The following is a 14,697-nucleotide window of genomic DNA, read 5'->3' on the forward strand; positions in this document are numbered from 1 at the left end:
CGGACCGGACGCAAGAACAGCCGAACCGAGTACGAGGAGTGCCGTGGGCGTCAGCCTCAAGGACGTGGCTCAACGGGCGGGCGTGTCCATCAAGACCGTGTCGAACGTGGTCAACAACTACCAGCACGTCACCCCCAAGATGCGGGCCCGGGTGCAGCAGGCCATCGACGAGCTGGGCTACCGGCCGAACCTCACCGCCCGTCACCTGCGCAAGGGCCGCACCGGCATCATCGCGCTGGCCGTCCCCGAGTTCGGCAACCCGTACTTCGCGGAGCTGGCCGGTGAGGTCGTCGACGCGGCCGCCCGGCACGACTACACCGTCCTGGTCGACCACACCGCGGGCCTGCGCGAGAAGGAACTGCTGGTCTGCCAGGGCTTCCGGTCCCATGTCATCGACGGGCTCATCCTCAGCCCCATCCACCTGGAGACCGAGGACCTGATGGCCCGCTCCGAGACGGCCCCGCTGGTGCTGCTCGGGGAGCGCGAGTACGAAGCCCCCTACGACCACATCGCCATCGACAACGTGGCCGCCGCCCGTGAGGCCGTCGCCCACCTCGTGGCCCTCGGCCACCGCCGTATCGCCTTCCTCGGCTCGCGCACCGGGCAGGAACGCCAGCCCGCCCACCTCCGGCTGCGCGGCTGGCGGGAGGAGCTGACCGCCTCCGGCATCGAACCGGACGAGTCCCTGGTCGTCGTCACCGACGGCTACGCCCGCGAGGACGGGGCGGTCGGCATGGCCGCCCTCCTCGACCGCGGCGAGCGGCCCGACGCCGTGTTCGCCTACAACGACATGATCGCCATCGGCGCGATGCGCACCATCACCGCACGCGGCCTCGCCATCCCCGGCGACATCGCCGTCGTCGGCTTCGACGACATCGAGGAGAGCCGCTACGGCACCACCTCGCTCACCACCATCGCCCCGGACAAGGCAGCCATCGCCCGCCTCGCCGTCGACAGCCTCGTCGAACGCCTCGCGGGCACCCCGGTCGCCGAACCCCGGCGGCCCCGCCCCGGCTACCGCCTCGTCGTCCGCGAATCCACCACGCCCCGTGAGGCCTCCGGCCGCCCCTGAGGCCCATCCCCCAAGGACCCCCATGCCCACCGTGCACCGCAAACCCTTCGGCCGCGCCCACGGGCGGAGCGAGGTCGACCTCTGGACCCTGGACTCCGGCACCGGGGTCCGGGCCGAGATCCTCACCTGGGGCGGTGTCCTGCACAGCCTGACCGTGCCGGACACCGACGGCGTACCCGGCCCGGTCGTCCGCTCGCTGCCCGCCCTGGACGACTACACCGACAAGAACCCCTACTTCGGCGCGACCGTCGGCCGGTACGCCAACCGCATCGCACACGGCCGCTTCACCCTCGACGGGACCACGCACCACATCCCCGTCAACGACCGGGGCCACGCCCTGCACGGTGGCCCCGAGGGCTTCCACAACCGGATCTGGGAGGCGACGGGCGAGAGCGGGGACTCCGTTGCCGCCCTCCGGCTCGCCCTGCACAGCCCGCACGGCGACATGGGCTTCCCCGGAGCGCTCGACGTCACCGCGACCTACACCCTGGACGCCGCCGGGACCCTCGCCGTCGACTACACCGCCGTCACCGACCGGCCCACCGTCGTCACCCTCACCAGCCACGCCTACCTCAACCTCGGCGCCGACGACATCCTCGGCCACACCCTCCAGGTCGACGCGGACCACTACCTCCCCGTCGACCCGGACTCCATCCCCGAGGGCCCGATCACCCCGGTGGCCGGCACCCCCTTCGACCTCACCGCCCCACACCCGCTCGGCGAACGCCTGGCCGGACACCACCCCCAACTCGCCCTGTCCGGAGGCTTCGACCACTGCTGGGTCCTGCGCGACGGAGACCCCGGGACGCTGCACCGGGCCGCCCGGCTCACCGCCCCCGACGACCGGCGGACCCTGGAACTCTGGACCACCGAACCGGGTCTCCAGGTCTACACCGGCAACCAGCTCGACGGCGCGTTCACCGACGGCGCGGGCCGCCGCCACGAACGTCACGGATCGCTCTGCCTGGAGACCCAGCACCTGCCCGACTCACCCAACCGCCCCGCCCACCCCACCACCGTCCTGCGCCCCGGGGACACCCTGCGCAGCCGCACCGAATGGCGCTTCCCGCACCTGCGGGCGGTGTAGCGGGACACCCCGGAGGCGGGGCGGGCCGCCGCCTCAGCCCCGGGGCTTGTGCGCGAAGACCCACCGGTTGGCCGCCAGGGCGTCCCGTGGCTCCGGTCGGGGGCCGCGGCCGTGGTGGCGGGTGAAGTGGAACGGGGTGCGGACCGTCGTCGTCCAGCCGCGGCCGGCCAGGTCCGCCGCGGTGTCCGGGCGCGGCTCCCCGTCGAACAGGGCGAGCAGATCGACGCCGATCCGCTCCCTCGCCTCCCGGTAGACCGAGCTGTCGCGCACCGCGGCCGCCTCGACGCCGTGCTTGACCTCGTAGGCGAGGGCGCTGCCCGCCGCGCCCAGCGCGTCCACCGTCGCGACGAGCCGGCGTTCGGCGGCGGCGGGCAGATAGAGCAGCAGCCCCTCGGCGAGCCAGGCGGTGGGCGCGGCCGGGTCGAACCCCGCGCCGGTGAGCGCCCCGCCCCAGTCGAGGCGCAGGTCGACGGCGATGGTGACCCGGGTGGTCCCGGGGGACCGTGGCGCGCGCCGCTCCGGCGGCAACCCGTCCAGGACCGCCGCCTTGAACGCGAGAACCTCCTCCTGGTCGATCTCGTAGACCGTTCGGCCGGGCGGCCAGTCCAGCCGCAGCGCCCGGGTGTCCAGACCGGCCCCGAGCAGCACGACCTGCCGGGCACCCCCGTACGCCTCGCGCAGCAGGAAGTCGTCGAGCACCCGGGTCCGCAGCCCGAAGTAGCGGCCCAGCCGCCCCCACAGCGGGTCGGCCTCCCCCCGGGACACCTGCTCCGGCCGTACCGGCCAGTGCGCCGACGCGGGGGACGCGCGGACGAAGTGCTCGGCGTGGACGTCCCGGGCCAGGGCGTCGGGGCGGTGGGTCTCCAGGGCGCGGGCCGCGGCCACCATCAGGGCGGTCAGCCCGACGCCCCCGGTGACGCCGCTGCCCTGCCGGGTCGGGACGGTGTCGGACACGGCTCCTCCTCTCCGGGACGGCGCGACCACACCTCGGCCCGGTCGGCGCTCGTGACACGGGCCCCGTACAGCCGGGCCATGAAGTGCAGGATCTGTTCGTCAGGCAGGTGCAGCGCGGTGGTGCAGTCCCGCAGGACGGTCACCTCGAAGCCCTTCTGGAACGCGGTGCGGGCCGTCGAGTCCACGCAGACGTCGGCGAACAGCCCCGCGAACACCAGGTGGTGGGCGCCGACGCCGCGAAGGTGCCGCTCGAAACCGTCGCTGAGGAACGCGTCGAAGCAGGCCCGTTTGGTGAACACCGCCTCCCCGGGCCCCGGTTCGGCCCCGGCGGCGAACTCCGCGCCCCAGGAGCCCTCCAGGCACTTCGGCCGCTTCCCCAGCGTCGCGTCCCGCCGCCGCCAGGCCGGACCCTGGAAGCGGGTGTCCCCGAGGAAGCGGACATGGACGACCTCCGTGCCCGCCGCTCGCGCCACCGCGAGCACCTGGGCGGTACGGGCCGCGACCCGCTCCAGCCGGGCCGGGTCGCCCGGGTAGCGGGACGCGGCGAGCGGGCCCGCGCAGAAGTCGTTCTGGAGATCGACGACGACCAGTGCGGTCCCGCCCGGCGCGCTCATGAGGCGTCGGCCCGTACGGCGACGGCGGGCGCGTTCGCCCCTCCGGCGGCGGGTGGGGCCGTCTCTGCGGCTTCCCCGCTGCCCAGCGCCTCCAGCAGGGCGTCCACCACCCCGCTCGTGGAGTGCCCTCCGCCGGTGTCCGGCGTGCCGACGCCCCGGTCGGTGAGCTGGGCCAGCGCCCGCTCGACCTGGCCCACCGCGCCCGCGCAGCCCCCGTACCGCTGCGCGATCGCCGCGGCCGCCCGGATCGTCGCCACCGGGTTGACCCGGTCCAGCCCCTCCAGGTCGTCGGCGGAGCCGTGCACCGTCTGGTACTCGGTGAGCCCGAGCACAGCGGGGTGCAGATGGACGTTCTCCGTGCAGCGGTTCTCCTGCCGGTCCGCGCCGAACCGGTCCAGCAGGACGACGTGCATGATGTCGGCCCACTCGTTGCCCGCGACGACGACCGTACGGTCCGGGAAACCATGGGTGATCAGATTCCGGTTGACCGTGTCCGGCTGGTAGAGCCCCACCGGTATGTCGTACCGGGCGGCGATGTCGGTGACCCACGCGTCCAGCGCACCGTCCAGCAGATGGAACTTGTACGCCATGACGATCCGTGCCGGTCCCTGCCCCGGCCACTGGTGCCGGGCCCGTTCCACCGCGTAGTCGAGCACCTTCTCGGTGAGGTCGCGGCTGAACTCCATGGTGCGGCGGATCACGCCGTCCCCGTGGTGGTTCTCACCGGTGTAGAAGCCCTGCGCCTGATCGCGGACCAGCAGGAGCGTCGATCCGTCCCCGACGGGCAGGGCGTCCACCTTCACGGCCTGGAGCCGTTGCCTTACGAGGTAGAGGGACTGGGCGTTGATCGCCGTACGGAAGACGGCCCGGGTGCCGAGGGCCGCCTGCGTGCGGCAGAAGTGCTCGTAGTGGTCGGCGTCCTCCTCCGTGAGCCGGCGGACCGCCTCCGCCGCGGCCTCCGCCCGGAGCGAGACGTACGAGTGGTAGGTGCGCGGGGAGCGGAGCACCCCGATCTCCGTGCCGTGGAGCCGGGCCAGCCCGCCCAGCACCCGTTCGAAGACGGCTGCCACCTCCGCACCCGTGCCGCGGCCTACCGCGAGCCCGATGACCGGTTTCAATCCTGCTCCTTCGTTCGTCGCCGTTGGAGTCGTCGCGGACCTCGCCGCCGACGTGCGGGGGGACAGGGAGGGGTCAGCCGGGGGCGCCCACGGTCAGCTCGTCGCCGGGGATGCCCGCCTTGTCGGGGGCGTAGTAGTCCTTGATCCCCTCGACCCAGGTCTCCACCCGGACGCGGTCGCCGTCCGAGGGGCCGAAGGCGTCGAAGAGCGCGTCGACATTGGCGGGGTCGAAGCCGATGGCCGTCATCAGGTCCACGAACAGCGGCCGCTCGATCAGGCCGTCGCCGTCCGGGTCCCCGAGCGCGGCGAGCGCCTCGGCGAACACACCGACCGTCGCGTCGAAGCGCTCCGGCGACAGCACGCAGGCGGTGTACTCCTCGAAGCTGATCTCCCCGTCGCCATTGGAGTCGAGCTGCGTGCGCAGGGTCGTCCAGTACCGCCGGAACGCCGCGCGCATCGCGTCCTTGGCCGCCTGGTCCGAACCGCGCGCCACGCGTACGACGCGTTCGGCCATGAGCTCGAAGTCGTCCTCCTCCAGGACGCCGTTGGCGTTGGCGTCGAGCAGGGAGAAGACGAGCGCTACCCGCTGGTTGGCCTCTGTGGTCATGGATCGACACCTTTCTCCGGGCGAACGCGCTGACAGAGCGCCGCGGTCCGGGCGGGACGCCCGGTCCGCCCGCCCACTGTCGGCCCCGGCGGGGGCCGGGCACGAGAGAGCGCGGGCCACTTCACCTGAACGACGGAAGGGCCACCGCGCAAACCTCCGGGCGAGGCAGGGACGGGGGCGGAGCACAGGGGTGTGCCCCGGGCGTGCGCCGGGGTGGAGGGAACCCCTTCGGGGGAATCTCCTAGGGTGTGCGCATGACCAGGGAGACCCGTTCGCTGCCCGCCCTCGCGCCCGGCGCCGTGGACACCCCCTTCGTCATCCAGGGCTACGACGAGGTCGTCTCCCACGACACACGCTGGGACGCCCACTCCCACCCCTTCCACGAGCTGCTGTGGAACGAGCGGGGCGCCTCCACGGCGGTGGTCGGCGAACGGATCTGGACGATCACCCCCGCCGTGGGCCTGTGGATGCCCGCGGGCACCCTGCACTCCGGGGCGGCGGCGGCCGGGACCTGGTTCCGGGCCGGCTTCTTCGGGTTCCGCACCACCGCGTCGATCTCCGACACCCCGGTCGCCGTCGAGATCACCCCGTTGCTGCGCCTGCTGCTGGAACGGCTCAGGGAGCCCGCTCTCGCGGCCTCCTCGCGTGCCGCGACCGAGGCGCTGGTGCTCGACGTCCTCGAACCCTCGCCCCGCGAGCTGCTCGTGCTGGTGCCCACCTCCGAACTGCTGCGCCCGATCGCGGACGCGGTGCGGGAGGACCCGGCCGACCAGCGGACCCTGGCCGACTGGGCGGCCGGGCTCGGGGTGAGCATCCGTACCGTCACCCGCGCCTTCACCGCGGAGACCGGCACGAGCTTCGCCCGCTGGGTGGCCTCGGTCCGCGCCCAGCACGCGATCGGCCTGCTGACCCGGGGGTGGGACGTGGAGAGCGTGGCCGAACAGGTCGGCTACCGCTCGGCGAGCGCCTTCGGCGTCGCGTTCCGGCGGACCACCGGGCTGACCCCGGGGACGTTCCGGTCGGGCTGACCGCGCGGCACGGCCCCGTCGGGCCGCCCGGAGGGCGGGGCGCCCCGCCCCGGGCGGGCACCCGGACCGCCCCGGGCGCTGTCACAACACCGCCGGGCATCCGCATCGCCCCAGGCGCTGCCACGCGGCCCGATGTCCGGATCGCTACAGGTGCTGTCCTGAACACTTGATTGCGACAAGCGTTCGCTTCTCATAATCTTGCAAGGCAAGCCTTACCTAAGCGGGCTTGTGCACGCACCGCACACCCCTCCACCTGGCACCCTCGCCCCGGACGTGCGGGAAGTGGCACCCCGAACCTCCGGAAAGCCGGGTACCCACCCATGCCTTCGCCCCGTCTCCGCCTGCTCGCCGCGGCCGCCGCCCTGGTCGCCCTCTCCGCCTGTGGCAACGACACCGACAGCGGCGGCCAGAGCGAGGAGAACCGCTCCGGCGGATTCCCCCTGACCGTCGAGCACGCCCTCGGCAAGACCACCATCCCGGCCAAGCCGAAGCGCGTCGCGACGGTCAACTGGGCCAACCACGAGGTGCCCCTCGCGCTCGGCGTCGTCCCGGTCGGCATGGCCGCCGCCAACTTCGGCGACGACAACGACGACGGCGTGCTGCCCTGGGTCGACGAGAAGCTCGACGAGCTGAAGGCCAAGACGCCGGTGCTCTTCGACGAGACCGACGGCATCGACTTCGAGGCCGTCGCGGACACCAAGCCCGACGTCATCCTGGCCGCCTACTCCGGGCTGACCAAGAAGGACTACGACACCCTCAGCGAGATCGCCCCCGTGGTCGCCTACCCGGACGCGGCCTGGGCCACCCCCTGGCGCGAGATCATCCGCACCAACAGCGAGGCGCTCGGGCTGGCCGACGAGGGCGAGAAGCTGATCAAGAAGCTCGACGGCGACATCGCCAAGACCGCTGCCAAGTACCCGCAGCTCAAGGGCAAGTCGGCGATGTTCATGACGCACGTCGACCCCAACGACGTCAGCGAGGTCGGCTTCTACACCACGCACGACACCCGTACCCAGTTCTTCCAGGACCTCGGGATGAAGATCCCCGGGTCCATCGCGAAGGCGTCCGAGGGCACCGACAAGTTCGCCCTGACCAAGAGCGCCGAGCAGATCGACGCCTTCGACGACGTCGACATCATCACCGGCTACGGCGATGACACCGGCGTGCTGCTCAAGACGATCAGCAAGGACCCGCTGCTCTCCAAGATCCCCGCCGTGGAGCGCGGCTCCACCTACCTCCTGCCCGGCAGCAGCCCGCTGGCCACCGCCGCCAACCCGACGCCGCTGTCGATCAGCTATGTGCTGGACGACTACGCCGCCGCCCTCGCCAAGGCCGCGGACAAGGTCAAGTGACCGCACTCGACACCCGCACCCCGCCGGACGCCGCCCCGAAGCGTCCGGCGGGCGTGCGCCTGCTCTGGCTCCTGCTCGCGCTGCTCGCCCTCGCCGCGGTCATGCTCGCCTCCGTCGCGTTCGGCTCCCGCGACATCCCCTGGTCCGACGTCACCGCGGCGCTCGGCGGCGCCGACGAGACCCTGGGGCAGGCGGCGGCGACCAAGCGCGTCCCCCGTACCGTCCTCGCCGTCGTCATCGGCGCCGCCCTCGGCCTCGCGGGCGGCGTCATGCAGGGCGTGACCCGCAACCCGCTGGCCGACCCCGGCATCCTCGGCGTCAACATGGGCGCCTCGCTCGCCGTCGTCACCGCCGTCGCGTTCTTCGGCCTCACCTCGCCCACCGGCTACATCTGGACCGCCATCGCGGGCGCGGCGCTGTCCGCCCTGTTCGTCTACACCGTCGGCACCCTCGGCAGGGGAGGGGCCACCCCGCTGAAACTGGCCCTCGCCGGGGCGGCCACATCGGCCGCGTTCGCCTCGCTGGTCAGCGCGATCATCCTGCCGCGCAACGACATCGCGGGCAGCTTCAAGCTCTGGCAGATCGGCGGTGTCGGCGGCGCGTCCTTCGAGCGCATCGGGCAGGTGCTGCCGTTCCTCGCGGCCGGCTTCCTCATCTGCCTGCTCTCCGCCCGCGCTCTCAACTCCCTGGCGCTCGGCGACGAACTAGCCGCCGGGCTCGGTGAACGCGTCGCCCTGGCACGGGCCGTGGCCGCTCTCGGGGCCGTCCTGCTGTGCGGGGCCGCCACCGCCGTCGCCGGGCCCATCGCCTTCGTCGGCCTCGTCGTCCCGCACACCTGCCGGCTCCTCGTGGGCGTCGATCACCGCTGGCTGCTGCCGCTGTCGGCGGTGCTGGGCGCGATCCTGCTCACCGCCGCCGACGTCGTCGGCCGCGTCGTGGCACGCCCCGCCGAGATCGACGTCGGCATCGTGACCGCCCTGATCGGGGCCCCCTTCTTCATCTACATCGTCCGCCGACAGAAGGTACGTGCCCTGTGAGCGCCCCTGTCCTCACCCGGCCGGGCCCGCGCGAGCCCGCGCCCGGCTCCGTGGCGGCCGCCACCCGCCGCCGGATCCGCGGCTCCGCTCGCCGCCGCCGGGTCGTCCTGGTGCTGGCCGTCCTCGTCCTCGCCGCGTTCGCCGTGACCCTGATGGCGGGCCGCACCTACTACCCGCCCGGCGACGTCCTGCGGGTGATCCTCGGGGAACAGGTGCCGGGCGCGTCCTTCACCGTCGGGCGGCTGCGGCTACCGCGCGCCGTCCTCGCGGTGGTGGCCGGATTCAGCTTCGGGCTGGCCGGCGTCACCTTCCAGACGATGCTCCGCAACCCGCTGGCCAGTCCCGACATCATCGGCATCAGCTCCGGGGCGAGCGCCGCGGCGGCCATCGCCATCGTCACCCTCTCCCTCGGCGAGGTGCAGGTTTCCGTCATCGCCATCGCCGCCGGACTCGGCGTGGCCCTGCTCGTCTACTCGCTCGCCTTCCGGGGCGGCGTCGTCGGCACCCGGCTCATCCTCATCGGCATCGGGATCTCCGCGATGCTCGACAGCGTCACCTCCTACGTGCTGTCCCAGGCCGCCGAATGGGACCTCCAGGAGGCGATGCGCTGGCTCACCGGCAGCCTCAACGGGGCGACCTGGGAGGAGGTGGTCCCCGCCCTCGTCGCGGCGGCCGTCCTCACCCCGCTGCTCCTGGGCAAGGCCCGTGATCTCTCCGCGATGCGGCTCGGCGACGACACCGCCTCCGCCCTCGGCGTACGGGTGGAACGCACCCGGGTCACCGTGATCGTCGCCGCCGTCGGGCTGATCGCCTTCGCCACGGCAGCCGCCGGACCCATCGCGTTCGTGGCGTTCCTCTCCGGACCCATCGCCGCCCGCCTCGTCGGGGCGGGCGGCTCCCTGCTGGTGCCCGCCGGGCTCGTCGGGTCGCTGCTCGTCCTCGTCGCCGACTTCACCGGACAGTTCGCCTTCGGCGAGCGCTACCCGGTCGGCGTCGTCACCGGCGTCCTCGGCGCCCCCTACCTCGTCTACCTGATCATCCGCACCAACCGGGCGGGAGGCTCGCTATGACCACGCACCACCGGCTCACCGCCGAACGACTGACCCTCGGCTACGGGGACCGCACCGTCGTCGACGGCCTCGACCTCGACGTACCGCCCGGCCGGATCACCGTCATCGTCGGTGCCAACGCCTGCGGCAAGTCCACCCTGCTGCGCTCCATGTCCCGGCTGCTCGCGCCGAGGGCGGGCCGCGTCGTCCTCGACGGCAAGGAGGTGCACCGCCTCCCCGCCAAGGAACTCGCCCGCACCCTCGGTCTGCTCCCGCAGTCACCCCTGGCCCCCGAAGGCATCACCGTCTCCGACCTCGTCGGCCGCGGCCGCCACCCCCACCAGGGGATCTTCTCCCGCTGGAACGAGAAGGACGACGCCGCCGTCGCCGCCGCCCTGGAGGCCACCGACACCGAGGCGCTCGCCGAACGCGCCGTGGACGAACTCTCCGGCGGGCAGCGCCAGCGCGTCTGGATCGCCATGGCCCTGGCCCAGCAGACCGACCTGCTGCTGCTCGACGAGCCCACCACCTTCCTCGACGCCAGTCACCAGGTGGAGGTCCTCGACCTCCTCACCGACCTCAACCGCGCGCGCGGCACCACCATCGTGATGGTCCTGCACGACCTCAACCTCGCCGCCCGGTACGCCGACCACCTCATCGCGCTGGCCGACGGCCGCCTGCACGCCTCCGGCACCCCCGCCGAGGTGCTCACGGAGCAGACCGTCCGGGCGGTGTTCGACCTGGAGAGCCGCATCATCGTCGACCCCGTGTCCGGCCGTCCCCTGATGCTCCCGATCGGCCGCCACCACGTGCTGGAGGGGACGGGCGGGGACCCGGTCCCGGCCGCTCAGGCCAACAGCGCGGAGCCGTACCAGTCGGCGGCGCCGGTCACCCCCGGCAGCGCCAGGAAGTAGCCGCCGCCGGTCGTGGTGGTGAAGTCCGCGAACCGTTCGCCCTCCAGCCGCCGCTGCACGGTGGCGAACTGCCGGGCGATGTCACGCTGGTAGCAGCAGAACATCAGCCCCACATCGAGGCTCCCGTCCGGAGCGAGGCCCCGGTCCACGTTGTAGCCACGGCGCAGCAGCACCGAGTCCTCGCTCCCGGGCGTGCGCGGGTTGGCCCGGCGGATGTGCGAGTCCAGCGGCGTCACCCGCCCGTGCGGGTCCCGGCCGTAGTCGGGCAGCTCGCTCTCGGCCCGTCCGTCGAGCGGCGCCCCCGTCGACTTGCGCCGCCCGAAGATCTTCTCCTGCTCGCCCAGGGGGACCCGGTCCCACGCCTCGGCCCGCAACCGGATGGCGCGCAGCACCTGATAGCTGCCGCCGCGGGCCCAGCCGGGCCCCTCCCGCCCGACCCAGACCAGCCGGTCCATCTCCCGCGCCGACGTGGTGTCCGGGTGCGCGGAACCGTCCTTGAAGCCGGTGAACGACCGCGGGGACCCCTCGGGGCGCGGCGGGTTGACGAAACCGTCCGCCCGCCACCGCGCCCGCAGCAGCCCCGAGGTCTCCCGGGCCAGATCCCGTACGACGTGCAGGACGGCGTCCGGGTGCTCCGCGCAGACCTGCACCGACAGGTCGCCGTGGCAGCTGTCCGCTTCGAGCCGGTCCCCGGGGAACTCCGGCATCCGGGTCAGCCCGGAGGGGCGCGCGGCCGCCAGCCCGAACCGCCCGTCGAACAGGGACGCGCCCACCCCGACGGTGATCGTCAGCCGGTCCTGCGGGCCCCGCACCGCCGCCACGTCCGGGTCCTTGGGGACGACCCCCGCGGTCAGGGTGCGGGACCGCGCGGTCAGGGTCCGCAGGAGCGCCACCAGCTCGGCCCGGTCGCGTGCGAGCACGTCGAAGGCGACGAAGCCGCCGAACGGCTGCTGCCGGGTGAGGATGCCCGCCTGGTGGGCGCCGTGGAACGGCACCCCCTCCTCACGCGGCGCGGTCCGGGGCGCCGCGGCCGCGGGCCCGGCGCCGACGAGACCCGCGGCCCCCACCACACCCGCCGCCCCGCGGACGAAGGCGCGTCGGCCGGGACCCGCGTCCCGGTGTGTGTCACGTTGCGTCATCATCGTCTCTTTCCGGGGATCGGGTGCGCTCTGCTCCGTCACCTCACCCCTACCGTGCGCGCCCGTCCCTCAGTACGGCTTCCTCCTTGCGGGGCCGCCTTCTTGGGCCGAGCGGCCCTGCTCCGCGTACGAGCGCCGGATCGTGCGCCCCCGCTGATCGGGTTGACTGCGGAGGGTGACTGACATGTTTCGTGAGCCGAGGGGGGACACAGGCAGGGTCCGGCCCCGGTCCCGGACCGGCACCCCTCCTTCTCGAAGCGGTCGTTGGGAGAACTCCGATGGAGAACACCTCGCTCAAGGACACCCCGGCCCCGGACGACGAGTCCGTACGGACCTGCCCGTTCGACTACGCCCGGCAACTGGAGTTCGACCCCCAGCTCAGGCAGCTGCTCACCGAGGAGCCGGTCTCCCGTATCCGGATGGCGTACGGCGAGGGCGAGGCCTGGCTGGTCACCCGGTACGAGGACGTCCGCACGGTCACCACGGACCGGCGCTTCAGCCGCAGCGCCGTCCTCGGACGGGACTTCCCCCGGATGACCCCCGAGCCGATCGTCCAGGCCGAGTCCATCAACCTGATGGACCCGCCCGCCAGCAGCCGCCTGCGCAGCCTGGTCGCCAAGAGCTTCACCCCGCGCCGCGTCGAGCAGATGCTTCCCGGCACCCAGCGGGTCGTGGACCGCCTGCTCGACGAGATGGCGGACGCCGGGTCCCCGGCCGACTTCGTGGCCCGCGTCGCCGCGCCGCTGCCGCTGATCACCATCTGCGAGGCGCTCGGCATCCCCGAGGCCGACCGGCCCTGGCTCCGCGCCCACGCCATGACGATGATGACCGTGGGGGCCGCGGGCAAGGAGGACGCGGTCCGCGCCAAGGGCGAACTGCGCGGCTACTTCAAGGAACTGACCGCCGACCGGCGCCGCTCGCCGGGCGAGGACCTCATCAGCACCCTGGCCACCGCCCGGGACGGCGCCGAACTCCTCGACGACGACGAGCTGACCGTCATGGCCATGGTCCTGCTCATCACCGGTCAGGACACCACCACCTACCAGCTCGGCAACATCGCCTACACCCTGCTGACCCGACCCGCCCTGCTGGATGGCCTGCGGTCGCACCCCGAGCGGCTGCCCCGCACCCTGGACGAGCTGCTGCGGTACATCCCCTTCCGCAAGGGCGTCGGCATCCCGCGCGTCGCCACCGAGGACGTCGAGCTCGGCGGGGTCCTGATCCGCGCCGGGGACGTGGTGCACGTGTCCTACCTGACGGCCAACCGGGACGCCGCCAAGTTCGACCGCCCCGACGAGCTGGACCCCGGCCGGCCCTCCATCCCGCACATGACGTTCGGCTGGGGAGCCCACCACTGCCTGGGCGCGCCGCTCGCCGTCATGGAGCTGGAGGTGGCCTTCGCCACCTTGCTGACCCGCTTCCCCGGCCTGCGGCTGGACGCGCCGCCCGAGGACGTCGAGTGGAACACGACGTCCATCTGGCGCTACCCGCTCGCCCTGCCCGTCGCCTGGTGACCGGGGCCTCCGGCGACCAGAGCCCCCGCTTCCCGAGACGAGGAGAACCCATGGCGACCCTGTGCCGACCGGCCATCGCTGTGCCCGAGAACGTCATCACGATGCAGCAGACCCTGGAGCTGGCGCGGGAGACCCACCACGGGCACCCTCAGCGCGACCTCGTGCTGCGGCTCATCCAGAACACCGGGGTCCAGACCCGGCACCTGGTACGGCCCATCGAGGAGACCCTGAAGCACCCCGGCTTCGAGGCCCGCAACCAGGTGTACGAGACCGAGGCCAAGCGCCGGGTCCCCGACGTCGTCCGGCGGGCGCTGGCCAACGCCGCGACCGAGGCGTCCGACATCGACCTGATCGTCTACGTCTCCTGCACGGGCTTCATGATGCCCTCGCTGACCGCCTGGCTCATCAACACCATGGGCTTCCGCCCCGAGACCAGACAGCTGCCCATCGCGCAGCTCGGCTGCGCGGCGGGCGGTGCGGCGATCAACCGGGCCCACGACTTCTGCCGTGCCTACCCCGGGTCCAACGTCCTCATCGTCTCCTGCGAGTTCTGCTCGCTCTGCTACCAGCCGACCGACATCGGCGTCGGTTCCCTCCTCTCCAACGGGCTGTTCGGGGACGCCATCTCGGCCGCCGTCGTCCGGGGCGAGGGCGGCACCGGTATGCGCCTGGAGCGCAACGGCTCGCACCTGGTGCCCGGCACCGAGGACTGGATCTCCTACGCGGTCCGTGACACCGGGTTCCACTTCCTGCTCGACAAGCGGGTCCCCGGCACCATGGAGATGCTGGCCCCGGTGCTCCAGAACCTGGTCGACCTGCACGGCTGGACCGTCCCGGCCATGGACTTCTTCATCATCCACGCGGGCGGTCCGCGCATCCTGGACGACCTCTGCCGCTACCTCGACCTGCCGATGGAGATGTTCCGCTACAGCCGGGCCACCCTCACCGAACGCGGCAACATCGCCAGCTCCGTCGTCTTCGACGCACTCGCCCGGCTCTTCGACGACGGCGGGGCGGCCGAGTCGGCGCAGGGCATGATCGCCGGATTCGGGCCCGGCATCACCGCCGAGGTGGCCGTCGGCAGCTGGGCGCTGAACGACCCCCGGGCGGACGTGGAGCGCGATCTGGAGCGGCTGGAGCTGACGCCGGGCGTTGCGCTGTCCGGCTGAAACCGCTAAGGCGCGCGGCGCACGGGGACGAAGGAACGGGTGT

The 14,697-nt window shown here is 73.0% G+C and carries 14 protein-coding genes; 9 read left to right on the forward strand and 5 right to left on the reverse strand.

Annotated features, from left to right (window positions below; all coding sequences use genetic code 11):
- The first annotated feature begins 43 nt into the window (after positions 1–43).
- Positions 44–1,072, forward strand: coding sequence for a LacI family DNA-binding transcriptional regulator (locus tag ACIRRU_RS21765; RefSeq protein WP_363203714.1), 1,029 nt, complete (start codon positions 44–46; stop codon positions 1,070–1,072).
- A gap of 22 nt (positions 1,073–1,094) precedes the next feature.
- Positions 1,095–2,159: an aldose epimerase family protein gene (locus ACIRRU_RS21770; RefSeq protein ID WP_403682998.1), complete on the forward strand. Its 1,065-nt coding sequence runs from the start codon at positions 1,095–1,097 to the stop codon at positions 2,157–2,159.
- Between the two features lie 33 nt (positions 2,160–2,192).
- On the opposite strand, the gene ACIRRU_RS21775 is transcribed toward ACIRRU_RS21770, so the two are convergent.
- The 4 genes from ACIRRU_RS21775 to ACIRRU_RS21790 form a co-directional block, all read right to left on the reverse strand.
- Positions 2,193–3,047: an SAM-dependent methyltransferase gene (locus tag ACIRRU_RS21775; RefSeq protein ID WP_403683218.1), complete on the reverse strand. Its 855-nt coding sequence runs from the start codon at positions 3,045–3,047 to the stop codon at positions 2,193–2,195.
- An 8-nt stretch (positions 3,048–3,055) separates the two neighbouring features.
- Positions 3,056–3,727 carry a cysteine hydrolase family protein gene (locus tag ACIRRU_RS21780; protein WP_403683001.1) on the reverse strand — a complete coding sequence of 224 codons (672 nt, stop codon included), beginning with the start codon at positions 3,725–3,727 and terminating at the stop codon, positions 3,056–3,058.
- Positions 3,724–4,845 (reverse strand): isocitrate/isopropylmalate family dehydrogenase, encoded by a 1,122-nt coding sequence (locus ACIRRU_RS21785; protein ID WP_403683004.1) that lies wholly within the window; start codon positions 4,843–4,845, stop codon positions 3,724–3,726. Before ACIRRU_RS21785 ends, ACIRRU_RS21780 begins: the two co-directional genes overlap by 4 nt.
- Positions 4,846–4,918: 73 nt before the next feature.
- Positions 4,919–5,452 carry an EF-hand domain-containing protein gene (locus ACIRRU_RS21790; RefSeq protein WP_403683007.1) on the reverse strand — a complete coding sequence of 178 codons (534 nt, stop codon included), beginning with the start codon at positions 5,450–5,452 and terminating at the stop codon, positions 4,919–4,921.
- A gap of 254 nt (positions 5,453–5,706) precedes the next feature.
- Between ACIRRU_RS21790 and ACIRRU_RS21795 the strand changes: the two genes are divergently transcribed.
- The 5 genes from ACIRRU_RS21795 (at position 5,707) to ACIRRU_RS21815 (ending at position 10,832) form a co-directional block, all read left to right on the forward strand.
- On the forward strand, positions 5,707–6,480 hold the full coding sequence (locus ACIRRU_RS21795; RefSeq protein ID WP_403683010.1) for a helix-turn-helix domain-containing protein: 774 nt from the start codon (positions 5,707–5,709) through the stop codon (positions 6,478–6,480).
- A 320-nt stretch (positions 6,481–6,800) separates the two neighbouring features.
- On the forward strand, positions 6,801–7,832 hold the full coding sequence (locus ACIRRU_RS21800) for an iron-siderophore ABC transporter substrate-binding protein (protein WP_403683013.1): 1,032 nt from the start codon (positions 6,801–6,803) through the stop codon (positions 7,830–7,832).
- Positions 7,829–8,869 (forward strand): FecCD family ABC transporter permease, encoded by a 1,041-nt coding sequence (locus ACIRRU_RS21805; protein ID WP_403683016.1) that lies wholly within the window; start codon positions 7,829–7,831, stop codon positions 8,867–8,869. Before ACIRRU_RS21800 ends, ACIRRU_RS21805 begins: the two co-directional genes overlap by 4 nt.
- A complete protein-coding gene (locus ACIRRU_RS21810) occupies positions 8,866–9,939 on the forward strand; it encodes an iron chelate uptake ABC transporter family permease subunit (RefSeq protein ID WP_363203706.1) in 1,074 nt (357 codons plus the stop codon). Before ACIRRU_RS21805 ends, ACIRRU_RS21810 begins: the two co-directional genes overlap by 4 nt.
- Entirely contained in the window at positions 9,936–10,832 is an 897-nt protein-coding gene (locus ACIRRU_RS21815; protein ID WP_363203705.1) for an ABC transporter ATP-binding protein, read from the forward strand. Before ACIRRU_RS21810 ends, ACIRRU_RS21815 begins: the two co-directional genes overlap by 4 nt.
- Here the strand turns inward: ACIRRU_RS21815 and ACIRRU_RS21820 are convergent.
- Entirely contained in the window at positions 10,766–11,971 is a 1,206-nt protein-coding gene (locus ACIRRU_RS21820; protein WP_403683020.1) for a Dyp-type peroxidase, read from the reverse strand. The genes ACIRRU_RS21815 and ACIRRU_RS21820 overlap by 67 nt on opposite strands.
- A gap of 278 nt (positions 11,972–12,249) precedes the next feature.
- Between ACIRRU_RS21820 and ACIRRU_RS21825 the strand changes: the two genes are divergently transcribed.
- On the forward strand, positions 12,250–13,485 hold the full coding sequence (locus ACIRRU_RS21825) for a cytochrome P450 (RefSeq protein WP_403683023.1): 1,236 nt from the start codon (positions 12,250–12,252) through the stop codon (positions 13,483–13,485).
- Positions 13,486–13,535: 50 nt separating this feature from the next.
- Entirely contained in the window at positions 13,536–14,654 is a 1,119-nt protein-coding gene (locus ACIRRU_RS21830) for a type III polyketide synthase (protein ID WP_363203702.1), read from the forward strand.
- Positions 14,655–14,697: the final 43 nt, after the last annotated feature.

Origin of the sequence: Streptomyces sp. NPDC101181, assembly GCF_044767975.1 — a bacterium.
In the GTDB taxonomy this organism is placed as follows: Bacteria; Actinomycetota; Actinomycetes; order Streptomycetales; family Streptomycetaceae; genus Streptomyces.

Excerpts from the sequence above, each read along its gene's own strand:
- ACIRRU_RS21780 (WP_403683001.1), bottom strand. The coding sequence starts at position 3,727 with ATGAGCGCGCCGGGCGGGACCGCACTGGTCGTCGTCGATCTCCAGAAC.
- ACIRRU_RS21830 (WP_363203702.1), top strand. The coding sequence starts at position 13,536 with ATGGCGACCCTGTGCCGACCGGCCATCGCTGTGCCCGAGAACGTCATC.
- ACIRRU_RS21775 (WP_403683218.1), bottom strand. The coding sequence starts at position 3,047 with ATGGTGGCCGCGGCCCGCGCCCTGGAGACCCACCGCCCCGACGCCCTG.
- ACIRRU_RS21815 (WP_363203705.1), top strand. The coding sequence starts at position 9,936 with ATGACCACGCACCACCGGCTCACCGCCGAACGACTGACCCTCGGCTAC.
- ACIRRU_RS21820 (WP_403683020.1), bottom strand. The coding sequence starts at position 11,971 with ATGACGCAACGTGACACACACCGGGACGCGGGTCCCGGCCGACGCGCC.
- ACIRRU_RS21825 (WP_403683023.1), top strand. The coding sequence starts at position 12,250 with ATGGAGAACACCTCGCTCAAGGACACCCCGGCCCCGGACGACGAGTCC.
- ACIRRU_RS21790 (WP_403683007.1), bottom strand. The coding sequence starts at position 5,452 with ATGACCACAGAGGCCAACCAGCGGGTAGCGCTCGTCTTCTCCCTGCTC.
- ACIRRU_RS21770 (WP_403682998.1), top strand. The coding sequence starts at position 1,095 with ATGCCCACCGTGCACCGCAAACCCTTCGGCCGCGCCCACGGGCGGAGC.
- ACIRRU_RS21800 (WP_403683013.1), top strand. The coding sequence starts at position 6,801 with ATGCCTTCGCCCCGTCTCCGCCTGCTCGCCGCGGCCGCCGCCCTGGTC.
- ACIRRU_RS21795 (WP_403683010.1), top strand. The coding sequence starts at position 5,707 with ATGACCAGGGAGACCCGTTCGCTGCCCGCCCTCGCGCCCGGCGCCGTG.